Source organism: Actinomadura sp. RB99, assembly GCF_014706005.1.
GTDB lineage: Bacteria > Actinomycetota > Actinomycetes > Streptosporangiales > Streptosporangiaceae > Spirillospora.
This window is the reverse complement of the sequence record NZ_JABMCA010000040.1, coordinates 38,701-61,029: the sequence shown is the minus strand read 5'-3', so window position 1 is coordinate 61,029 and position 22,329 is coordinate 38,701. Positions and strand designations below refer to the sequence as shown.

20 protein-coding genes are annotated in these 22,329 nt (G+C 73.3%); 1 reads left to right on the top strand and 19 read right to left on the bottom strand.

Annotated features, from left to right (window positions below):
* The first annotated feature begins 46 nt into the window (after positions 1-46).
* Complete coding sequence (locus amrb99_RS30070) at positions 47-1,474, top strand: aminotransferase class I/II-fold pyridoxal phosphate-dependent enzyme (protein WP_190862383.1); 1,428 nt, start codon at positions 47-49, stop codon at positions 1,472-1,474.
* Positions 1,475-1,516: 42 nt separating this feature from the next.
* Here amrb99_RS30070 and amrb99_RS30065 read toward each other — a convergent pair whose 3' ends face one another.
* From amrb99_RS30065 to amrb99_RS29975, 19 genes are all read right to left on the bottom strand, one after another.
* Positions 1,517-2,092: a GNAT family N-acetyltransferase gene (locus amrb99_RS30065; protein ID WP_190862381.1), complete on the bottom strand. Its 576-nt coding sequence runs from the start codon at positions 2,090-2,092 to the stop codon at positions 1,517-1,519.
* Between the two features lie 73 nt (positions 2,093-2,165).
* Positions 2,166-3,629: a glutamate synthase subunit beta gene (locus amrb99_RS30060; protein ID WP_190862379.1), complete on the bottom strand. Its 1,464-nt coding sequence runs from the start codon at positions 3,627-3,629 to the stop codon at positions 2,166-2,168.
* A gap of 17 nt (positions 3,630-3,646) precedes the next feature.
* On the bottom strand, positions 3,647-8,203 hold the full coding sequence (gene gltB / locus amrb99_RS30055; RefSeq protein ID WP_190862377.1) for a glutamate synthase large subunit: 4,557 nt from the start codon (positions 8,201-8,203) through the stop codon (positions 3,647-3,649).
* Between the two features lie 398 nt (positions 8,204-8,601).
* On the bottom strand, positions 8,602-9,966 hold the full coding sequence (locus tag amrb99_RS30050; protein WP_190862375.1) for a hypothetical protein: 1,365 nt from the start codon (positions 9,964-9,966) through the stop codon (positions 8,602-8,604).
* 33 nt (positions 9,967-9,999) lie between these two features.
* On the bottom strand, positions 10,000-10,797 hold the full coding sequence (locus amrb99_RS30045) for a hypothetical protein (protein ID WP_190862373.1): 798 nt from the start codon (positions 10,795-10,797) through the stop codon (positions 10,000-10,002).
* A 114-nt stretch (positions 10,798-10,911) separates the two neighbouring features.
* Positions 10,912-11,649 (bottom strand): VIT1/CCC1 transporter family protein, encoded by a 738-nt coding sequence (locus amrb99_RS30040; protein WP_241756067.1) that lies wholly within the window; start codon positions 11,647-11,649, stop codon positions 10,912-10,914.
* 9 nt (positions 11,650-11,658) lie between these two features.
* Complete coding sequence (gene lgt, locus amrb99_RS30035) at positions 11,659-13,098, bottom strand: prolipoprotein diacylglyceryl transferase (protein ID WP_190862371.1); 1,440 nt, start codon at positions 13,096-13,098, stop codon at positions 11,659-11,661.
* A gap of 106 nt (positions 13,099-13,204) precedes the next feature.
* Positions 13,205-14,005, bottom strand: coding sequence for a thioredoxin domain-containing protein (locus amrb99_RS30030; RefSeq protein ID WP_190862369.1), 801 nt, complete (start codon positions 14,003-14,005; stop codon positions 13,205-13,207).
* 137 nt (positions 14,006-14,142) lie between these two features.
* Complete coding sequence (locus amrb99_RS30025) at positions 14,143-14,925, bottom strand: thioredoxin domain-containing protein (RefSeq protein ID WP_190862366.1); 783 nt, start codon at positions 14,923-14,925, stop codon at positions 14,143-14,145.
* Positions 14,926-14,981: 56 nt separating this feature from the next.
* Positions 14,982-15,470 carry a vitamin K epoxide reductase family protein gene (locus amrb99_RS30020; protein ID WP_190862364.1) on the bottom strand — a complete coding sequence of 163 codons (489 nt, stop codon included), beginning with the start codon at positions 15,468-15,470 and terminating at the stop codon, positions 14,982-14,984.
* 178 nt (positions 15,471-15,648) lie between these two features.
* Positions 15,649-16,461 carry a tryptophan synthase subunit alpha gene (gene trpA, locus amrb99_RS30015; RefSeq protein ID WP_190862362.1) on the bottom strand — a complete coding sequence of 271 codons (813 nt, stop codon included), beginning with the start codon at positions 16,459-16,461 and terminating at the stop codon, positions 15,649-15,651.
* Entirely contained in the window at positions 16,458-17,690 is a 1,233-nt protein-coding gene (trpB, locus tag amrb99_RS30010) for a tryptophan synthase subunit beta (RefSeq protein ID WP_190862360.1), read from the bottom strand. The genes trpA and trpB overlap by 4 nt, the downstream gene beginning before the upstream one ends.
* A gap of 133 nt (positions 17,691-17,823) precedes the next feature.
* Positions 17,824-18,630 (bottom strand): indole-3-glycerol phosphate synthase TrpC, encoded by an 807-nt coding sequence (gene trpC, locus amrb99_RS30005; RefSeq protein WP_190862358.1) that lies wholly within the window; start codon positions 18,628-18,630, stop codon positions 17,824-17,826.
* Positions 18,631-18,763: 133 nt separating this feature from the next.
* The gene (locus amrb99_RS30000; protein WP_347256921.1) at positions 18,764-19,219 is read right to left on the bottom strand and encodes a DUF2752 domain-containing protein; all 456 of its coding nucleotides are present in this window, start codon (positions 19,217-19,219) and stop codon (positions 18,764-18,766) included.
* 34 nt (positions 19,220-19,253) lie between these two features.
* Positions 19,254-19,913, bottom strand: a complete 660-nt coding sequence (locus amrb99_RS29995; protein WP_190862356.1) for a winged helix-turn-helix domain-containing protein — start codon at positions 19,911-19,913, stop codon at positions 19,254-19,256.
* Positions 19,910-20,620, bottom strand: coding sequence for a TIGR02234 family membrane protein (locus amrb99_RS29990; RefSeq protein ID WP_190862354.1), 711 nt, complete (start codon positions 20,618-20,620; stop codon positions 19,910-19,912). Before amrb99_RS29990 ends, amrb99_RS29995 begins: the two co-directional genes overlap by 4 nt.
* Entirely contained in the window at positions 20,617-21,000 is a 384-nt protein-coding gene (gene hisI, locus amrb99_RS29985) for a phosphoribosyl-AMP cyclohydrolase (RefSeq protein WP_190862352.1), read from the bottom strand. Before hisI ends, amrb99_RS29990 begins: the two co-directional genes overlap by 4 nt.
* Before the next feature lie 137 nt (positions 21,001-21,137).
* Complete coding sequence (locus amrb99_RS29980) at positions 21,138-21,344, bottom strand: cold-shock protein (protein ID WP_018657218.1); 207 nt, start codon at positions 21,342-21,344, stop codon at positions 21,138-21,140.
* A 252-nt stretch (positions 21,345-21,596) separates the two neighbouring features.
* Entirely contained in the window at positions 21,597-22,277 is a 681-nt protein-coding gene (locus amrb99_RS29975) for a TIGR03085 family metal-binding protein (RefSeq protein WP_190862350.1), read from the bottom strand.
* Between the last annotated feature and the right edge of the window lie 52 nt (positions 22,278-22,329).

Genomic DNA, 22,329 nt, shown 5'->3' with positions numbered 1-22,329 from the left:
CGGATGACGGTGATCCGTCGGGCGGTTCGTGTGGTCTGCTGGTGCCATGAGCGATCCTCTGGACGAACATGACAGGGCGGCCGCCGCGCTGGGTCCGGTCGTGGAGGCGGCGGGGCCGTACCTGGACGGGCTGGCGGAGCGCCCGGTGCACGACCGGGCGATGGACGTCCTGCTGGACGAGTTGGACGGGCCGCTGCCGGAGCGGGGCGAGGGGGCGCCGGCGGCGGTCGGGCGGTTGGTGCGGGTGGGGACGGCGGCGGCGACGCACTCGTCCGGTCCGCGGTTCTTCCATTTCGTGGTGGGCGGGTCGACGCCGGCGGCGATGGCGGGCGACTGGACGGCGTCGCTGCTGGACCAGGCGGCGGGGCTGTGGCTGACGTCGCCGCTGGCGGCGCGGGCGGAGACGGTGGTGCTGCGCTGGCTGAAGGAGCTGTTCGGGCTGCCGGCGTCGTTCGGCGGGGTGCTGACGCCGAGCGCGACGCTGGCGCACGTGACGGGGCTGGCGTGCGCGCGGCAGTGGTGGGCGGGCCGGCACGGGGTGGACGCGGCGTCGCAGGGGCTGGCGGGGCTGCCGGCGATGCCGGTGTTCAGCAGCGGGCTGGTGCACGTCAGCACGCGCAAGGCGCTGCAGATCCTCGGTTGCGGGCGGGACACGCTGCGGGTGTTCGCGCGCGACGACGCGGGCCGGGTGGATCTGGCGGCGATGGACGCGGCGCTGGCGGAGGCGGGCGGCCGGGCGGTGATCGTGGCGAACCTCGGGGAGGTGAACACGGGCGACTCCGATCCGGTCGCGGACCTGGCGGACCTGGCGGAGCGGCACGGGGCGTGGCTGCACGTGGACGGGGCGTTCGGGATGTTCGCGGCGCTGTCGCCGCGGACGGCGGGCCTGGCGCGGGGGGTGGAGCGGGCGGACTCGGTGACGGTGGACGGGCACAAGTGGCTGAACGTGCCGTACGAGAGCGGGTTCTCGTTCGTCCGCGATCCGTCGGTGCTGAGCCGGGCGTTCGGGGCGTGGGGCGCGGCGTACCTGCCGGAGGATGACGGCGACCGGATCAACTACAACATGCTGGGGCCGGAGTCGTCGCGGCGGGCGCGGTCGCTGCCGATCTGGGCGACGCTGCGGGCGTACGGGCGGGACGGGTACCGGGCGATGGTGGAGCGGCATCTGGACCTGGCCGCGCATCTGGGGTCGCTGGTGGAGGCGGCACCGGATCTGGAGCTGCTGGCGCCCGTGCGGCTGTGCGTGGTGTGCTTCCGGTACCGTCCGGCGGGCGTTCCCGAGGAGCGGCTGGACGAGTTGAACGCGCGGCTCGGCGAGGCGCTGCTCGCGGACGGCCGCGTCTATGCGGGCACGAGCCGGTACCGGGGGATGACGGTGTTCCGGCCGGCGCTGTTGAACTGGCGGACCACGAGCGCGGACGTGGAGCTCCTGGTGGAGGTGCTGCGGGAGCTGGCGGTGCCGCTGGCGGGCTGACCGTGTCCGTCGGCGGCGGCGGTCGTCGGCCGGTCCCCCGGGTCAGCGGGCGCCGGGCCAGGGGCCCGGCGGGGTGTGGTCGAAGGTGCCGGTGGCCACGGTGACGTCGTAGACGCGGAAGCCGCGGGCCTGGTAGTTCTTCAGCGCGGCGGGGTGGTCGTTGGAGCTGGTGGTGAGCCGGACGCGGCGGGTGGGCTTGCGGTCGTCCCAGCGGGTGGCGAGGTCCCAGGCGCGGGCGGCGGCGACGCTGAGCAGGTGGCCGCCGATGCCCTGGCCGGTGAAGGCGGGCAGCAGCCCGAAGCAGGTGATCTCGACGAGGCCGCCCGGCTGCGGGTCGAGCTCGGCGTAGCCGGCGGGGGTGCCGCGGACGTGCGCGACCCAGGTCTCCACGCCGGGGCGCGACAGCCAGTTGAGCCACTGGTCGTAGGTCCAGGCGAGCCGGTCCGTCCAGTAGTGGCCGCCGCCGACCGCGGTGTACAGGTAGCGGCTCAGCTCGGGGCTGGGCACTTCGGCGCGGGCGATGGCGACGGGGACGTCCGGCACCCGGGCGGGCCGCAGTTCGGCGGGGCCGAGCTGCTCCAGGTGCCAGTCGGTGACCTCGATCTGCCGGGTCGGCATGGGAACCCCCGTACGCGCGACGCCGCCGCGCCTCCGGCGGACACCGGAGGCGCGGCGGGCTAATGTTCGCGGATCAGGCTATCGGTCGCGCGGTGGGCGGAATCGGGTAGGGCAGGGCGGTGTGGCCGGTGAGGAACCGGTCCACGCCGTGCGCGGCGGCGCGTCCCTCGGCGATCGCCCAGACGATCAGGGACTGGCCGCGGCCCATGTCGCCGGCCGCGTACACCCCGTCCACCGAGGTCCGGTAGTCGCGGTCGCGGACAACGTTGCCGCGCTGGTCCAGCTCGACGCCGAGCTGGTCCAGCAGGCCCTCGCGCTGCGGGCCGAGGAAGCCCATCGCGAGGGTGACGAGCTGCGCCGGGATCTCCCGCTCGGTGCCCTCGACCGGCTTGAAGCCGGTGTCGGGGCCGCCGACCTCGACGATCCGCAGCGCCCGCACGTTGCCGTCCTCGTCGCCGACGAACTCGGTGGTGGACACCGCGTACAGCCGGTCGCCGCCCAGGCCGGCGAGCTCCTCGTGGGCGCTCTCCATCTTGAACAGCATCGGGTACGTCGGCCACGGCTGGGCGCCGGTGCGCTCCTCCGGCGGCCGCGGCATGATCTCCAGCTGGGTGACCGAGGCGGCGCCCTGCCGGATCGCGGTGCCGATGCAGTCGGCGCCGGTGTCGCCGCCGCCGATCACGACGACGTGCTTGCCCGCGGCGTCGATCGGGGACTTGTCGAAGTCGCCCTCCTGCACCTTGTTGGACGGCGGGAGGTACTCCATCGCCTGGTGGACGCCCTTGAGCTCCCGCCCGGGGATGGGCAGGTCGCGCCAGACGGTGGCGCCGCCCGCGAGGACGACGGCGTCGTGGCGCTCGCGCAGCTCGGCGGCGGTGATGTCGACGCCGACGTTCACCGAGGTCTTGAAGGAGGTGCCCTCGGCGCGCATCTGGGCGAGGCGCCGGTCGAGGTGCCGCTTCTCCATCTTGAACTCGGGGATGCCGTAGCGCAGCAGGCCGCCGATCCGGTCGGCGCGCTCGTACACGGTGACGTCGTGCCCGGCGCGGGTGAGCTGCTGGGCGGCGGCGAGCCCGGACGGGCCGGAGCCGACCACGGCGACCTTCTTGCCGGTCTTCACCGCGGGCGGCTGCGGCCGCACCCAGCCCTCGGCGAACGCCCGGTCGATGATCTCGACCTCGACCCGCTTGATGGCGACCGGGTCCTGGTTGATGCCGAGGACGCAGGCGCTCTCGCACGGGGCGGGGCACAGCCTCCCGGTGAACTCCGGGAAGTTGTTGGTGGCGTGGAGCCGCTCGATCGCCTCGTGCCAGTCCTTGCGGTAGACGAGGTCGTTCCACTCGGGGATGAGGTTGCCGAGCGGGCAGCCCTGGTGGCAGAACGGGATGCCGCAGTCCATGCAGCGGCTGGCCTGCTTCTCCAGCCGGTCGTTGCCGAAGCTCTCGTAGACCTCCGACCAGCTCCTGATCCGGACGTCCACCGGGCGGCGCTTCGGGAGCTCCCGCGGGACGGTCAGGAAACCCTTCGGGTCAGCCATGTGGGAATCCCCCTCTCTCAGCCCTGGGCCGCGGCCATGACGGCCTCGTCGACGTCGCGTCCCTGCGCCTCGGCCTCGGCCATCGCCTCCAGGACGCGCCGGTAGTCGCGCGGCATGATCTTGGTGAAGCGGGTCGCGGCGGCGTTCCAGTCCGCGAGCAGCCGCTCGGCGACCGCCGAGCCGGTCTCGGCGAGGTGCCGTTCGACCAGGCCCTTGACGAACGCCTCGTCGCCCTCGTCCAGGGGTTCCAGGTCGACCATCTCGCGGTTGACGCGGTCGGCCACCAGGTCCAGAACGTAGGCGATGCCGCCGGACATTCCGGCCGCGATGTTGCGTCCGGTGCGGCCGAGGATGACGGCGCGGCCGCCGGTCATGTACTCGCAGGCGTGGTCGCCGACGCCCTCGACGACGGCGGTGGCGCCGGAGTTGCGGACGCAGAACCGCTCCCCGACGACGCCGCGGGCGAACAGCTCGCCCGAGGTGGCGCCGTACAGGATCACGTTGCCGCCGATGATCTGCTCCTCGGCGGCGAACGCGGCGTCCGCGGGGGGACGCAGCGTGAGCCGCCCGCCGGACAGGCCCTTGCCGACGTAGTCGTTGGCGTCGCCGACCAGCCGCAGCGTGATGCCGCGCGGGACGAACGCGCCGAACGAGTTGCCGGCGGAGCCGGTGAAGGTGACGTCGACGGTGCCGTCGGGCAGGCCCGCGCCGCCCCACTTCTTGGTCACCTCGTGGCCGAGCATGGTGCCGACCGTCCGGTTGACGTTGCGGATCGGCAGGTCGAGGGTGACCTTGTCGCCGTACGCGAGGGCGCCCTCGGCGAGCTGGATGAGGGTGTTGTCGAGCGCCTTCTCCAGCCCGTGGTCCTGCGCGGCGACGCGGCGCGGCGCGTCCCCGTACGGGGTCTCGGGCGCGTGCAGCACCGGCGCGAGGTCCAGCCCGGACGCCTTCCAGTGCTCGATGGCCTCCCGGGTGTCGATCATGTCGACGTGCCCGATCGCCTCGTCCAGCGTCCGGAACCCGAGGGCGGCGAGGTACTCGCGGACCTCCTCGGCGATGAACTCGAAGAAGTTCACCACGAACTCCGGCTTGCCGGAGAACCGCTCGCGCAGCACCGGGTTCTGGGTGGCGACGCCGACCGGGCAGGTGTCGAGGTGGCAGACCCGCATCATGATGCAGCCCGACACCACGAGCGGCGCGGTCGCGAAGCCGTACTCCTCGGCGCCGAGGAGCGCGGCGATGACGACGTCCCGGCCGGTCTTCATCTGCCCGTCGGTCTGCACGACGATGCGGTCGCGCAGGCCGTTCAGCATCAGCGTCTGCTGGGTCTCGGCGAGGCCGAGCTCCCAGGGCGCGCCGGCGTGCTTCAGCGACGTCAGCGGGGACGCGCCGGTGCCGCCGTCGTGCCCGGAGATCAGCACCACGTCGGCGTGCGCCTTGGACACCCCGGCCGCGACCGTGCCGACCCCGACCTCGGCGACGAGCTTGACGTGCACGCGCGCCGCCGGGTTGGCGTTCTTCAGGTCGTGGATGAGCTGGGCGAGGTCCTCGATCGAGTAGATGTCGTGGTGCGGCGGCGGCGAGATGAGGCCGACGCCGGGCGTGGAGTGCCGGGTCTTGGCGATCCACGGGTACACCTTGTGGCCGGGCAGCTGCCCGCCCTCGCCGGGCTTGGCGCCCTGCGCCATCTTGATCTGGATGTCGTCGGCGTTGGTGAGGTACTCCGACGTCACGCCGAACCGGCCGGACGCGACCTGCTTGATCGCGCTGCGGCGCAGGTCGCCGTTGGCGTCCGGGGTGAACCGGACCGGGTCCTCGCCGCCCTCGCCGGTGTTGGACTTGCCGCCGAGCCGGTTCATCGCGATCGCGAGGGTCTCGTGCGCCTCCGCGGAGATGGAGCCGTACGACATCGCGCCGGTGGAGAACCGCTTGACGATCTCCGATACCGGTTCGACCTCCTCGATCGGCACCGGCGGCCGCGCGCCCTCCTTGAGCTTGAACAGCCCGCGCAGGGTCATCAGCTTCTGCGACTGCGAGTCGACCTTGGAGGTGTACTCCTTGAAGATCTCGTAGCGGCGGGTGCGGGTGGCGTGCTGCAGCTTGAACACCGTGTCCGGGTTGAACAGGTGCGGCTCGCCCTCGCGGCGCCACTGGTACTCGCCGCCGATCTCCAGCGTGCGGTGCGCGGCCTCGTTCCCGCCCGGCGGGTAGGCGCGGGCGTGCCGCTCGGCGACCTCGCGGGCCAGCACGTCGAAGCCGACGCCGCCGAGCCGGGAGGTGGTGCCGGTGAAGCAGCGGGACACGACCCGCTCGCCGAGCCCGATCGCCTCGAAGATCTGCGCGCCGGTGTAGGACGCGACCGTGGACACGCCCATCTTCGACATGATCTTCAGGACGCCCTTGCCGTACGCCTTCACGAGGTTCCGCACGGCCTTGCCGGCCTCGACGCCGGGCAGGCCGCCGCCGCGGATCATGTCCTCGACGGTCTCGATCGCCAGGTACGGGTTGATCGCGGACGCGCCGTACCCGATGAGCAGCGCCATGTGGTGGCACTCGCGGGCCTCGCCGGTCTCGATCACCAGGCCGACCTTGGTGCGGGTCTTCTCCCGGATCAGGTGGTGGTGGACGGAGCCGGTGAGCAGCAGCGCCGGGATCGCGGCGCGGGCCGAGTCGGCGCCGCGGTCCGACAGCACGATGATCCGCGCGCCGGCCTCGATGGCCCGGCTCACCTCGGAGTTGATCTCCTCGAGGCGGGTCTCCAGGGCCTCGCCGCCGCCGGCGACCTCGTACAGGCCGTGCACGACGTGGGCCTGCAGGTGCGGCAGGGACCCCTCGTCGTCGATGTGGATGATCTTGGAGAGCTCGTCGTTGTCCAGGATCGGGGTGGGCAGCACGAGCCGCCGGCACGAGTCCGGGCCGGGCTCCAGGAGGTTGCCCTCCGGGCCGAGCGTGGACTGCAGCGAGGTGACGAGCTCCTCGCGGATGGCGTCCAGCGGCGGGTTCGTGACCTGCGCGAACAGCTGCTTGAAGTAGTCGAACAGCAGCCGCGGGCGCTCCGACAGCACCGCGATCGGGGTGTCGGTGCCCATCGACCCGATCGGCTCGGCGCCGGTCCGCGCCATCGGGCCGAGGATGATCCGCTGCTCCTCCAGGGTGTACCCGAAGGTCTGCTGCCGCTTGACGAGGGTGTCGTGCGTCGGGATCTCCCGCTCGCGCTGCGGCAGCTCCTCGAACCGGACCAGGCCCTCGTGCAGCCACTGCGCGTACGGGTGCTCGGCGGCCAACTCCGCCTTGACCTCGTCGTCCTCGACGATCCGCCCGGCCTCGGTGTCGACCAGGAAGATCTTGCCGGGCTGCAGGCGGCCCTTGCGGACCACCTTGTCGGCCGGGATGTCGAGCACGCCGGCCTCGCTGGCCAGCACGACCAGGCCGTCGTCGGTCACCCAGTAGCGGCCGGGGCGCAGCCCGTTGCGGTCCAGCACCGCGCCGACGACGGTGCCGTCGGTGAAGCTGACGCTGGCGGGGCCGTCCCACGCCTCCATCAGGGTGGAGTGGAACTCGTAGAACGCGCGGCGCTCGGCGTCCATCTCGGCGTGGTTCTCCCACGCCTCAGGGATCATCATCAGCACCGCGTGCGGCAGCGACCGGCCGCCGAGGTGCAGCAGCTCCAGGCACTCGTCGAACGAGGCGGTGTCGGACGCCTCGATGTCGATCACCGGGAAGATCCGGGAGATGTCGCCGGGGATCAGGTCGGACTTCAGCAGCGCCTCGCGGGCCCGCATCCAGTTCCGGTTGCCCCGGACGGTGTTGATCTCGCCGTTGTGCGCGATGAACCGGTACGGGTGCGCCAGCTCCCACGCCGGGAACGTGTTGGTCGAGAACCGCGAGTGCACCAGCGCGATCGCGCTGCTGAACCGGCGGTCCGACAGGTCGGGGAAGAACGGCTCCAGCTGCGGGGTCGTCAGCATCCCCTTGTAGACGATCGTCCGGCTGGACAGGCTCGGGAAGTACACCCGGACGTCCTGCTCGGCGCGCTCGCGCATGCAGAACACGGCGCGGTCCAGCTCCAGGCCGGTCTTGCCCGCGTGCGGGCCGCCGGCGGCGGGCGCGACGAACAGCTGCGCGAAGTGCGGCATGACCCGGCGGGCGGCCGGGCCGGTGAACGCGGGGTCGTGCGGGAGCTCGCGCCAGCCGAGCACCGTCAGGTGCTCCTCGGCGCACAGCGTCTCGATGTGCGCGACCGCGGCGGCGCGCTCCTCGGCGTCCGCGGGGAGGAACGCGATGCCGGCCGCGTAGGCGCCGGCCTCGGGCAGCGCGAAGCCGCACTCCTCGCGGAAGAACGCGTCCGGGATCTGGACGAGGATGCCGACGCCGTCGCCGTCGTCCGGCTCCGCGCCCACGGCCCCGCGGTGGTCCAGGTTCTTCAGGACGGTCAGGGCGTTCTGGACGATGTCGTGGCTCTTGCGGCCGTGCAGGTCGGCCACCATGCCGACGCCGCAGGCGTCGTGCTCGTTCGCCGGGTCGTAGAGCCCCTGGGGTCCGGGGCGGCCCGGTGTGAGGGCAGCAGCAGCCATCAACCCTCCCGTCGTCGTCGGTGTGTCACTGCTTCGTGTCAGTGCAGTCCGGGACGACGTTGGCCCTGCTGCGGTGAGATGACATTACATCACTGCCGGGATCATGCCCGACTGGACCAGATCGCGAAACTTCTCCGGGGCGATCGGCTGCGCGTCATCTCCGAGTGGTTTAGACCAGGCTACCGGGTCGTGAAAGTTGCATAACGCCCTGACCTGGTGAGGATCATCACCGGGCGGGGAGGTTTACGGAGCGGAGAACGCAACACGGCTGAAACACGCGCGGGTATCCGGAGGATTCCCGGGCGCGGCCGGCGCGGCCGGCGCGGCGCCGCGGCTCCCGCTCAGTGGGACGCCGCGGCTCGGTGGCGCGGCCGCCCAGTGGGACGCGGCGGCGCGGCTCAGTGGGAGGCGGCGGCGGCGCGGCCCAGCACCGACGGCGCCTTCCCGCCCTCGATCAGCAGCGACAGCAGGTTGCCGTCCGACGCGTCGCCCTTGCCGTCCAGGCGCTGCGCCCACGACACCACCGCGTAGTGGCCCATCGCCAGGCCCCGCGCCATCCCGAAGCCCTGCCCGAACCGGTCCAGCGGCGCGGGCGCCGGCAGCGGCACCACGAACCCGCCGCCGAGCGTGTGGTCCAGCAGGCCGACGAACCGGTCGGCGTCCGCCGAGGACGCCAGGTTGAACACCGCGACGGCCAGCCCGTACCCGTGCCGGCTGTCGGCGTAGATGTCCCGCGCGGCCTGTGTGCAGCCGCCGCGCGCGAGATCGGCGGCCACCGACTGCCCCCACACCGCGGCGGTGCAGTCGCCGTCGAGCTTCTTGGCCTCCATCGTGAGCCGCAGCTTCGTGCCGTCCACCGTCAGCTTCGCGGACGACGACGGGAACGCCTCCCCGCTCGTCAGCGGCTTGGCGTCGGTCTTCCGGGACGCGATGCCCGCGTACGCGGAGGACGACGGCGAACTCGAATAGGACTCGGGCGAACTGCCGTTGCCCGCCGCCGTGCCCGCCGGCTTGCCGGGCGCGCCGCCGGCCGCGCCGTCGCCGCCCTCGCCGCCGTCGCCGCCGCCGCTCAACGCCACGGCCGCGATCAGCCCGATCACCACCAGCACGGCGAGGCCCGCGGCGGCACCGAAGTAGAGCTTCGCGCCGGGAGCGGCCTTCCCGCCCCCCGCGCCCTTGGCGCCCCCGGTGCCCTTGCCGCCCGCCGTGCCCCGGCGGCGCGACATCCCGGTCCTGCCGGGCCTGCCGGTCCTTCCGGGCCCGCCGGGGCGCCGGGCCTTCTTGGGCCTGCCAGGTCTGGACGGGGCGTCCGGCGTCTCGTCCCGCACGGGAGCCTCGGCGCCGTGGGGGACGTCCTGGTACGCGGGATCCCCCTGGTAGGGGTCGCCCTCGGGGTAGCCCTGCTCTACGTAGGGCGGTTCCTCGTAGGACGCTTGCTGCGCATAGGCCGGATCCGTATAGGGCTGATCCGCGTAGGCCGGGTCGGCGTAGGGCTGATCCCCGTAAGGCTGATCCGCGTACGGCTCGTCCGCGTAGGGCTGCTCGGCGGGCGGCTGCTCGGGAGGACCGGCGTGGCCCTGGGCGCCTCGGCGGCGGCCTCCGGAACGTTCCTGCCGGGCGCCGCCGTCGCGCGGCGAGCCGATCCGGCGGGGCCCGCCCGTCCGGCCCTGGCCCCTGCGCGGGGCGGGCTGCCGGCGGCCTGAGCGGCTCGCCGGCGCGCGCCTCGGGCGGCCGCCAGAGCGGCCGCGGTCATCGGGTTCCACGGCGGCGGGGACTACTGCGGCCCGGGGCGCACGCTACGACGCCCCGTTCCCGGCCAGGTCGAGCCGCTGGTAGAGGAAGTCCCCGGCGTTCTCGACGACCAGGCTGACGTCGATCATCTCGTTCAGCGAGTCGGGGCGCGCCCCGCCCGCGCGCTCCACCCACGTCACCATGGCGTAGTGCCCGTAGACGCTGGCGTAGGCGGCGGTGAACCCCGGCCCGAACGTCGCGACGCCCTTGGGCTGCAGCGGCGTCAGCCATCCCGCGCCGGTCGCCCGGTCGAGGTCGCGCAGCACCTGCGCGGAGCCGTCCTGGCTCGCCAGGTTCACGACCATGAACTGGCCGACGTACTTCTTGTCCGGGCTCACGTAGGCGGCGCGGACCACCTGGGAGCAGCCGTACTTGGCGAGATCGCCCTGCAGCCGCGCGCCCCAGCTCGCGCTCTTGCAGTCCGAGGTCAGGTCGGAGGCGGCGAGCGTCAGGGTGTACTTGCCCTGCTTCAGGGTCTTGGAGTCCGCCGAGAACGCCTCGCCCTCCGTGATCGGACGGCTGTCGGCGGTGCGCTGGGCGATCTTGGCGAACCCGTCGCCGCTGAAGTCGGGCGTGTAGGCGGTCGGCATCGCCTTCTCGGCGGGCTTGTCGTCGCCGCCTCCGCCGCCGAGGACGACCACGGCGACGACCGCGATCACGACGACGGCGACCACGGCGGCCGCCCCTCCGTACAGCAGCTTGGGGTTCGGAACGTTCCGGCGGGGCTTGTCCTCCGGCCAGAAGTCCTTCCCTGCGCCGTCGCGTCCGGCCGCGGGGGAACCAGTGTCACGGGCCTCGATCACGCCCCGGAGCTTAGCGGTCCGGCCGCACCCGCCGCGCCCAAAAGGGCGATTCATCCGCATTCGTTGCGCGGCCGGCGGCCCGCGGGCGCTCGCACCGCGCCGGGACCGCCGGGATCACAGCCCGTTGGTGCCGATGAGCGCGCCGACGCCGTAGGTGATCGCGGCGGCCGCCGCGCCGAACAGCAGCTGGCGCGCCCCGCCGAACCACCACGCCCGCGTCGTCACCCGCGACACCAGCGCGCCGGCGGCGAACAGCCCCAGCGCCGCCACCGCGGCCGCCGGCCACAGCGTGGACGCGCCCAGCAGGTACGGCAGCACCGGCAGCAGCGCCCCGACCGCGAACGACAGGAACGACGAGCCCGCCGCCAGCAGCGGCGACGGCAGGTCCCCCGGGGACACCCCGAGCTCCTCCTTGGAGTGCACCTCCAGGGCCCCCTCGGGGTTGCGCGACAGCTGCCGCGCCACCTCCGCGGCGGTCTCCGGATCGACGCCGCGCGCCTCGAACACCCCGGCCAGCTCGCGCTGCTCGGCCACCGGGTTGCGGGCCAGCTCCAGCCGCTCGATCTCGATCTCGGCGAGCGCCAGCTCCGACTGGGACGCGACGGAGATGTACTCCCCCGCCGCCATCGAGAACGCGCCCGCCGCCAGGCCCGCGAGGCCCGCCAGCAGCACGATCTTCGGGTCCTGGTGGCCGCCCGCGATCCCGGCGATCAGCGCGAAGTTGGAGACCAGGCCGTCCATCGCGCCGAACACCGCGGGCCGCAGCCAGCCGCCGCTGACGTCGCGGTGCTGGTGGTGCAGTTCCGGTGTCTGGCCGGACTTCTCCCCGGTCATCTCCCCCGTACCGGACATCGTGTCGTCCTACTTCCCGTCCTTGACGGGCTCTCCCTTCCCTGCCCGCTCGGCAGCGTCGGGGGCACCGTCCGGTTCATTCTCCCTGCTCACGACGGTGGCCGCGACGCCGGGTCCCGGTTCGGGCTCCGGAGCGGAGGCCGGGTCGGGCGCGGGTTCCGGCCGGGGCTCCGCCGCCGCCTCCGGGCGCTCAGCGGGCTCCTCCGCCGCCTCGGGGGCCGCTTCCGCCTCCGAGGTCCCGGTGGCGTCCGCGGGGGCCTCCTCGGCGGGCTGCGCGTCCTCCACGGCGTCCGCGGACCGGCCCGCGTCATCCGGCTCCGCCGCCTCGCCCTCGGCGGACGCGGGCTCGGCCTCCTCGGCCTCGGCCTTCTCGGAGTCAGCCTTTTCGGACTCGACCTTGTCCGGGGCGGGCTCCTCGGAGTCCTGGCCGGCCGCCTCCGCGGCCGCCTCGTCCGCCGTTCCGCCGGCCTCCTCGGCCTTCGGGTCCTCGTCCTCGGCGGCGTAATCCGCCGGCCGGTCCTTCGCGGGCCCGTCCTTCGCGGGCGCGTCGCCGGCCGGCGCGTCCACCGCGGCGTCACCGGCCGGTGCGGCGGTCCCCGGCGCGTTCCCGACGACGGCCTCGGGGCCGGTCTTGTTGCGCGCCAGGTACAGGTAGGCGGCGGCGCAGAGGAAGACCACGATCGAGGTGTAGTCGTTCAGCCGCAGGCCGAGGAAGTGGTGCGCGTCGTCGATGCGCAGCGCCTCGATCCAGCCGCGTCCCACCGTGTAGGCGGCGACGTACAGCGCGAACGCCCGGCCGTGGGTGAGCTTGTAGCGGCGGTCGGCCCAGATGATCAGGATCGCGACGCCGATGCACCACAGCGACTCGTACAGGAACGTCGGGTGGTAGGTGCCGATGTTCTCGTACTTGGGGTCCAGGGCGGGGCCGTCGCCGAGCGTCGGGCGGTGGCTCGGGTCGATCTTCAGGGCCCAGAAGGTGTGCAGCGGCTTGCCGTACAGCTCCTGGTTCCAGTAGTTGCCCCACCGGCCGATCGCCTGCGCGAGGACGATCCCGGGCGCGCAGGCGTCGGCGAGCGCGAGGATCGAGATGCCGCGCCGCCGGCAGCCGATGTACGCGCCGACCGCGCCGAGCGCGATGGCGCCCCAGATCCCGAGGCCGCCCTTCCAGATCTCCAGGGCCCGGACCGGGTCGCCGCCGCTGCCGAAGTACCGCTGCGCGTCCGTGACCACGTGGTAGAGGCGGCCGCCGACCAGGCCGAACGGCACCGCCCAGACGGCCACGTCGATGATCGTGCCGGGGGCGCCGCCCTTGGCCGCCCAGCGTCGCTCGCCGACCCAGACCGCGGCGACGATGCCGAGAATGATCATGATCGCGTAGGCACGGAGCGGGATGGGTCCGAGGTGCCAGACGCCCTGCGACGGGCTCGGGATGAAGGCGACCGGGTGCATGACCGTTGACGTTACCGCCTCCGGCGGCATGGGACGGAAACGTCCGCGTCACCGACAGCCGATCGCCGCGCTACGGACACCGGTACGAGACCATGCGGGGCGCGCCTCAGCCCTGCCCGGGGGCCTCCCCGGCGGACCGCGGGGTGCCGGAGCCCGCCTTGGTGATGGTCTTCTGCAGGGCGTCCGGAGACGCGAGGGCGTCGTTGCCGAGCTGCTTGCCGTTGAGCGCGAGGTACGGGGTCGCGGTCACGCCCGCCTTGCCGGCGAAGGCGGTGGCCTGGTCGACCTGGCCGATCTTCTGGGAGCCGTTCACGCACGCGGCGAACGAGGGGTCGGTGACGCCGAGCTGCCCCGCCCACTTGATCAGGTCCGCGTTGGCGAAGCCCTTGTCGCCCTCGGGCGGCTGCTCGTCGTACAGCTTGTCGTGGTACTTCACCCAGTGGTCGGCGGGCATGCAGGCGGCGGCGTTGGCGGCGCGCCGCGAGTTGGACATCAGCGGGTCCTGCTGGAACAGCTGGAACGGCCGGTAGACGACCTTGACGCGGCCCTCGGCGGCGAGCTTCTTCATCGTGCCGCCGACGCGGGCCTCCATCGCCTTGCAGGCCGGGCACTGGAAGTCCTCGAAGACGTCCAGGACGGGCGTGGTGACGCCCGGGTTGGCCATGGCGACCGAGCCGTCCTGCTGCCGGGTCGCGGGCGCGATCGGGCCGGTGTACTTCACGGCGGACGGGCCGCCGCCCCCGTTGTTCCCCACCACGACGACGACGATGACGACCACGACGGCCGCCGCGGCCACCGCGCCCAGCACGACCACGAGCAGCCGCTTGCGCCGCTGCCGCGCCGCCGTCCGCCGCCGCTCCTCCGCGAGCCGGTCCCGCGCGGAACGCTCCCTGTCGGCCTTGCTCATCGATCCCCCAACGGCCGTGACGATGTGTTACCGAGCACGTCTGAGCGTAGTGGGGAGGGGCGTCCCGCGCGGTGAGGCCGCACGGAGGGTTCAGCTGTTCGGGCGGTGGACGGCGCGATGGACGGGGTGGCGGACGGTCACTTCCCGGCCGCGCCGCCGCCGGCGGCGGTGACCGCGGCCTTCAGGCCGTCGGGGGTGAAGACGACGTTGGTGTCGAGCTTGCGCCCGTCGAGGAAGACCGTCGGCGTGCTGTCGACCCCGCGGGTCTGCAGCGCGTAGTTGGTCATCGTGTCGACCTGGGACTTCTTCTGCTCGTCCTTGACGCACTTCTCGAAGTTCGCGTCGGAGACCCCGATGTCCTTGCCCCACTTGACCAGGTCCTTCGGCGAGAAGCCCTTCGAGCCCTCGGCCGGCTGGAAGCGGAACAGCGCGTCGTGGTAGGAGATCCACTTGTCGGCGGGGACGCACAGCGCGGCCTCGGCGGAGCGCAGCGAGTTCGTCTTGACCGGGTCGGGGCTGTTGCCGAACAGGTGGAACGGCCGGTAGACGACCTTCACCTTGCCCTCGGCGGCGAGCTGCTCGACGGTCGAGCCGGTGTTCTTCTCGAACTCCTTGCAGTTCGGGCACTGGAAGTCCTCGAAGATCTCCAGCTCCGGCTTGGTGACGCCCGCCTTGGCCATCACGATCGAGCCGTCGGCCTGGCGGCTGAGGGGGGCCAGCGCGCCCTTGTGGACCTCGGCGCGGCCGTTCTTGTTCTTGTGGTCGATGACGAGGACGGTCGCCACCACGATCACCGCAACCGCGACCACCGACCCGATGACGATGGACAGCAGACGCCGCTGCTTGGCCCGCGCCGCCTGCCGCCGCCGCTCGGCGGCCAGGCGCTCTCTCGCGGACCGCTCCCGTGCGGCCTTGCTCATTGGGACTCCTAGGAATGGGGGCCGCGCGTGCTGCGTGCGGCGCGGGTCCGGCGGGACTAGTCGACCTGACCGATCCGCCGGAACTCGTCGAACAGAACGAGAACGAAGAGCAGGATAGTGATGGCGTGGACCCCGCTGCACCACAGGCAGATCTTGTGCAGCACCGCCAGCTCGACCGTCACCAGGTAGACGACGAAGAGCACGCCCACCGACACCGCCGCCAGCCGCGCCCAGCGCAGCTGCGGCCACGGCGAGCGCAGCGCCCAGGGGGTGATCAGCGCTCCGAACCCGACGAAGAACGCGAGCCCGTACAGCGGCATGGGGATGCCGAGGAGCTCGGAGTACTCGCTGGTGGTGACCGCGTGGCAGTCCACCGTGCTGGTGGCCGAGCACACCAGCGCGCCCTGGTCGTAGTGCGTGATCGTCAGGTAGACGGAGATGCCGAGCCCGGCGAGGGTCAGCAGCCAGGCGAGGGCCTGGTACCACGCGGCCGGGACGGGCGCCGCCGCCGTCGCGCGTTCCCGCGCCGTCATCTCTTGCGTCATCGTGGATCCTTCCGGGACGGCCTCCGCCGGCGAAAACACCTTACGGGAGCGGGAGGCCGTCTCAAGCATGAACCGGACGGCGGTGACGGGGAGTTCCCGGAACGAGGTAAAACGTCCGCGGAGACGGGCGGGACCCGTCTCCGCGGACGTTCTCGATGATCGTTCTCCGGAGGGCGGTTCAGCGGCCCTTGCGGACGCCCTCGGCCAGTTCCCCGGTGAGGGCGCGGACGCCGGCGAGGCCGGTGGCGAGGTCCGGGGCGTCCAGCAGCCGGCGGATGAACGCCGAGCCGACGATCACGCCGTCGGCGAAGCCGGCGACCTCGGCGGCCTGCGCGCCGTTGCCGACCCCGAGGCCGAGCCCGACCGGCAGGTCCCGGCCGGACCGGCCGATGATCTCCCGGGTGCGCTCGACGAGCCGCGGCGCGCCGGTGTCGACGGCGTTGCGGGCGCCGGTGACGCCCATCAGCGACGCCGCGTAGACGAACCCGCGGCACTGCGCGGTGATGGCCTCGATGCGCGCGTCGGTGGAGCTGAGCGCGACGAGGAACACCCGGTCGAGGCCGTGCTCGTCGGCGGCCTCGAGCCACTCGCCGCCCTCCTCGGGCGTGAGGTCGGGGGTGATCAGCCCGGCGCCGCCGGCACTGGCGAGGTCGCGGGCGAACGCGCCGACGCCGTGCCGGTCCACGGGGTTCCAGTACGTCATGACCAGCGTCGGGACGCCGGTGGCGGCGACGGCCTCGACGGTGCGGAACACGTCGGCGACGCGGACGCCCCCGACGAGGGCCCGGTGGACGGCGTCCTGGATGGTGGGGCCGTCCATCATCGGGTCGGTGTAGGGCAGCCCGATCTCGATGACGTCGCAGCCGGCGTCGACCATGGTCTTCGCGGCCTCGATCGCGCCCTCGAAGGACGGGAAGCCGGCCGGCAGGTAGCCGACGAGCGCGGCGCGATTCTCGGCTTTGGCCTTGTCGTAGGCGTCCTTGACGGTCACTGCGCCTCTCCCTCGGGCATCAGGCCGAAGAAGGACGCGGCCGTGTGCATGTCCTTGTCGCCGCGGCCGGACAGGCACACCGCGATCACGGCGTCCGGGCCCAGCTCCCTGCCGACCTTGAGCGCGCCGGCCAGCGCGTGCGCGGACTCGATCGCCGGGATGATGCCCTCGGTGCGGCACAGCAGCGAGAACGCCTCCATCGCCTCGGCGTCGGTGATCTCGCGGTACTCGGCGCGGCCGGAGTCGTGCAGCCAGGAGTGCTCGGGGCCGACGCCGGGGTAGTCGAGGCCGGCGGAGATCGAGTGGGTCTCGAGGGTCTGGCCGTCGTCGTCCTGCAGCAGGTAGGTGCGCATGCCGTGGATGACGCCGAGGGAGCCGCCGACGAGCGTCGCGGCGTGCTTGCCGGACGCGACGCCGTCGCCGCCCGCCTCGAACCCGTACAGCCGGACGGACTCGTCGGGGACGAAGGCGTGGAACATGCCGATGGCGTTGGAGCCGCCGCCGACGCACGCGACGACCGCGTCCGGCAGGGCGCCGGTCAGCTCGAGGCACTGCCGCCGCGCCTCCACGCCGATGATCCGCTGGAAGTCGCGGACCATCATCGGGAACGGGTGCGGGCCCATCACCGAGCCGATGCAGTAGTGCGTGTCCTCCACGCTCGCGACCCAGTCGCGGAACGCCTCGTTGCAGGCGTCCTTGAGGGTGCGGCTGCCGGTCCGCACCGGGACGACCTCGGCGCCGAGCATCCGCATCCGCGCGACGTTGAGGGCCTGCCGCTCGGTGTCGACCTCGCCCATGTAGACGGTGCAGTCGAGGCCGAGCAGGGCGGCGGCGGTGGCGGTCGCGACGCCGTGCTGGCCGGCGCCGGTCTCGGCGATCACCCGGGTCTTGCCCATCCGCCGGGTGAGCAGCGCCTGCCCGAGCACGTTGTTGATCTTGTGGGAGCCGGTGTGGTTGAGGTCCTCGCGCTTCAGCAGCACGCGGGCGCCGCCCGCGTGCTCGGCGAACCGCTTCGCCTCGGTCAGCAGGCTCGGCCGGCCCGCGTAGTTGGCGAGCAGGTCGTCCAGCTCGGCGGTGAAGGCCGGGTCCTTCTTGGCGGTCTCGAACTCGCGGGTCAGCTCGTCCAGGGCCGCCATCAGCGCCTCGGGGGCGAACCGGCCGCCGAAGCGGCCGAAGTGGCCGGTGGCGTCGGGCACGGCGGCAGCGCGCGCCGCACTGTCGATGGTCATGGGAAAACGCGTCCTGTCATGCGTAAGGGGCCTGCGTCGGACAGTCTCAGTGAGATGCGGCGAGGCCCCGCCATCGCTCGTGGAGCGGCTCTGCGGGCATGACCGTAGCGTACCGAGTTCCCGCCGGCACCGGTCAGCCGCTCTGCCGCAGCGCCGGGTGCGCGCCGGCCGCGACCAGGTCGGCGACCGCGGTCCGCGGGTCGCGGCCGATGACCAGGCTCTCCCCCACCAGCACCGCGTCCGCGCCGCTGGAGGCGTAGGCGAGCAGGTCGTGCGGGCCCCGCACGCCGGACTCGGCGATCTTCACGACGGGCTTGGGGATCGCGGGCGCGACGCGGGCGAAGACGCCCCGGTCGACCTTCAGGGTGCGCAGGTCGCGCGCGTTCACGCCGATGACCTTGGCGCCCGCGTCCACCGCGCGGGCGGCCTCCTCCTCGGTGTGCACCTCGACGAGCGGGAGCAGCCCGATCGACTCGGCCCGCTCGACCAGCGACACGAGCGCGTCCTGCTCCAGCGCGGCGACGATCAGCAGCGCCATGTCGGCGCCGTACGCGCGCGCCTCCCACAGCTGGTAGGAGGTGACGATGAAGTCCTTGCGCAGGACGGAGACGTCGACGTTGGCGCGGACGTCCGCGAGGTCCTGCAGGCTGCCGCCGAAGCGGCGCCGCTCGGTCAGCACGCTGATCACCTTCGCGCCGCCGGCCTCGTAGTCGCGGGCGAGGGCGGCGGGGTCGGCGATCGCGGCGAGCGCGCCCTTGGACGGGCTGCTGCGCTTGACCTCGGCGATGACCGACACGCCGGGCCCGCGCAGCGCGCCGAGGGCGTCGCGGGGGGCCGGGGCGGCGGCGGCCTTCTCCTTCAGCGCGCCGAGCGGCACCTCCCGCTGCCGTTCGGCGAGATCGGCCCGGACGCCGTCGATGATCTCGTCCAAGACGCTCAAGTGGTAGGCCCCCTATTTCAGGTCGATCCGTGCACCGATCGTAGCCGCCCCCGCCGACGGTCCTCGCACCCGGGAGGGGTCCGGGACGTCCGCGGGGCGCGGCGGTCCCGCGGTCCGCGGCGCCGCCCGCGGGTCAGGGCGCCAGGGCGTGCGCGAACGGCAGGTTCCGCACGATCCAGTAGACGGCCACGACGCCGACGAAGGAGTACACCGCGACCGGCCGGAACAGCGCCGACCACATCGGCCGGCCCCGGACGCTCAGCACCGTCCAGCGGACGTACAGGTAGCCGAGGACGGGCAGCAGCAGGAACAGCAGCGGGTTGAACCCGAACGCGGTGCCGACGTGCCCGTGCGCGAGCGCGTTGACGAGCCGCATCGCGCCGCAGCCCGGGCAGTAGTAGCCGGTCATGGCGAGGAACGGGCACGTGGGGTAGTGGCCGGGCTGGTTCGGGTCGACGACCGCGACCAGCGCCGTCGCCGCGGCGGCCCCGGCCAGGACGATCCCGTGCGGCATCAGCGCCCGCACCGGGCTCTTGCGCTCGCCTCCACCGGCCGGGTGGGGATGCGCGTGGACGGCGGGACGGCTCACGCCCCCACCATAAGGCCGCTCCGCTGGAAGTCCGCTATGCGTCGAGCACGTATCCCACGCCGCGGACGGTGCGGATGGGGTTGTCGTGGCCGAGCTTGGCGCGGAGCTGGGCGACGTGGACGTCGACGGTGCGGCTGCCCGCGCCGGCGCCGGGGCCCCAGGCGGCGTCGAGGAGCTGCTCGCGGGTGAAGACGCGGCCGGGGTTGGCCATGAGGAACGCGAGGAGGTCGAACTCGGTGACGGTGAGCGCGACGCGGTGGTCGCTCACCGCGGCGGTGCGGCGGTCGGGGTCGAGGGCGACGGGCCCGGCGCGCAGCGGCCCGGGGGCGGGCAGGGGGCCGCGGCGGCGCAGCGCGTCGGCGACGGCGGCGACCAGCACGCGGGGCCCGAAGGGGCGCTCCACGCGGTGCTCGCCGAGGTGGCGGGCGATCGCCGGGTCGAGGGGGCCGGTGACGGCGACGACGGGCGCGGGGAGGGCCGCCTCGGCGACGCGGCGGTACAGGTCGGCGGGCAGCGCGCTGGCGGACAGGTCGAGGACGACGACGTCGGGGCGGGCGCGTTCGGCGGCGGCGGGCGCGCGGCTCGGGTCGGCCTCGATCCGCACCTCGTAGCCCTCGCGGGCCAGGTAGCGGCGCTGGAGTTCGGCGACGGCGGGATCGTGCTCGGCGACCAGGACCAGGCCGTCGGCGGTCACGGCCGGCCGTTCCGGGGGGCGGCGGGGTCACCGGCCTTCCGGGCGTCCGGTTCCCCGGCCGCCGGGCTCCCGGGCTCCTCCTCGGACGGCTCCCGGGCCGCGTCGCGGGCGGTCGGGTCCTCGCCGCGGTCGAGCGACTTCCACAGCGCGGACGGGTCCTGCTCGGGGGCGCCGGACGCGGCGTCCTTCCGGGGGGCGGCGGGGCGGGACGCGGGGGCGCCGTCCCGTTCGTAGCGGGCGGACATGCCCGGCCAGCGGGCGCCGCGGGCCGCCGCGACCAGGCCGCCGGCGACGAGGAGGACGCCGCCGGTGACCGACGCCATCCACCACAGGTTCACGTCCAGCGCGGGGTGCGCGCCGATCTTCAGCAGGGCGCTCCTGTCCCCGGCGACCGACAGCACGTGGGCGCGCTGGACGGCGGCGGCGGAGCCGTAGACGACGCCGGCGCCGAACAGGGCGATGAGGACGCCGACGCCGGACCGGACGCGGCCGCGGGTGGCGAACAGGGCGGCGAGCCCGGCGAGGCCTGCCCAGGCGAGCGCGGTCGCGGTGCCGCCGAGGTCGTGGCCGGTCAGGTGCTGGGAGAACGGCGTGATGGCGTCCTCGGCCTTGACGGTGGCCCAGGGGCGGCCGCCGGCGAGCAGGGCCAGGCCCGCCCCGGCGGCGCACAGCAGCGCGGTGAGGCCGCGCTCACGCCCGGGGGTCATGAGCGCGCGTCAGGGCGTTCCCCGACCACGGCGTCGAGCACGTCGGCGTCCCAGCAGGTGCGGTCGCCGGTGTGGCAGGCCGCGCCGACCTGGTCCACCTTGACCAGGATCGCGTCGGCGTCGCAGTCGAGCGCGACGGACTTGACCCACTGCTGGTGGCCGGAGGTCTCGCCCTTCACCCAGTACTCCCGGCGGCTGCGCGACCAGTAGGTGCAGCGGCCGGTGGTGAGGGTGCGGTGCAGGGCCTCGTCGTCCATCCAGCCGAGCATGAGCACCTCGCCGGTGTCGTACTGCTGCGCGATCGCGGGCACCAGGCCGTTGGCGTCGCGCTTCAGCCGCTCGGCGATCTTGGGGTCCAGGTTGGACGAGGGAACGGACATGACGTCCATTGTGCCGGGTGGTTCCCGGTACCCGCGACGGACCCGGCGGCGCCGGGCGCGGCCCCCGCGCCGCGGGACACGAAAGGGCCCGCCCTCCCCTGCCGGGGAGACCGGGCCCAGACGTACGACTGCGGGTCTTACAGGGGGACGACCTGGTCGGCCTGGGGACCCCGGTTACCCTGCGTCACCTCGAACTGGACGCGCTGGTTCTCGTCCAGCGTGCGGTACCCGGAGGACTGGATCGCCGAGTAGTGCACGAAGACGTCCGGCCCGCCGCCGTCCACGGCGATGAAGCCGAAGCCCTTCTCGGCGTTGAACCACTTCACGGTGCCCTGCTGGGGCATGTCTTTCTCCTTGCGGCAAAACACGGGCCCACACCTCGCGGGCCCGGCGCGGTCGCTGCGGAACGCTCTCGCCCCCGGTACGGTCCCGGAAAAGCCAAAACGCCCGCTGCCATCAGTCCGCGGGCGTCTGGACAAACGATCGAGAACCACGACTGCAACCGACCGCACCACCGTATCACCGGTTCCGCGTAAAACGCAGGAGCGGGAAGGCTTGCGTTTCGCCTCTCAGCGAACCCTGCCGTTACCTGCCCGTTAAAGACTCCAACCGGTCTCGGTCAGGGTCTTGACAGAGTCCGTGGGCCCCGTGAGGCGGACCTTCGCGACGTCCGTACGGCCGAGCGCCCACAGGACCAACTCCCCTACGGGTCCGTGGACCCGCACGGGGCCCGAGCCGCCGCCGCCCCCGCTCCGGCCCCGTCCGCGGGCTCCGCCGGAGACCCGGACGCTCCTCCCATCGGGCCGCACCAGCGTTACCTCGACGTGAACTTTTCTTAGGACAAAGCGGGCAATTTTTATCCGTCTCCAGAGAAGTTCCTCGAGTTCACCGGACAGGTCCCTGGGCTCCCAGTCCGGCCTGGCCCGGCGGATGTCCTCATGGTGAACAAAGAACTCGACACCGTTGGCAGTTTTGTCCACACCCGGAACCGCGTACGGCGAGAACTTCGGCGGACCCTGCCGAAACCGTTCCACCAGGCGGTCGAACGGGACGGCCCGCGCGGTGCGGCGCCGGACGCGCTCGGTGTAGAAGGCCAGCGGCGGCAGCAGTATTCCGGGCGCGGCGTCCGGCCGCCCCTCCCGGACGACCAGGTGCGCGGCCAGGTCGCGGGCGTCCCAGCCGCCGCACCTGGTGGGCGCGTCGGCGCCCGCCTCGGCCAGGGCGCCGGCCAACAGGCCGCGCTCGCGCCGGACGGGGTCGTCCTCGGGCGTGCTCATCGGATGATCGTAGGCCGCGGGAGCCGGGTCGGGAATAAGCGTCAGGGCCGCA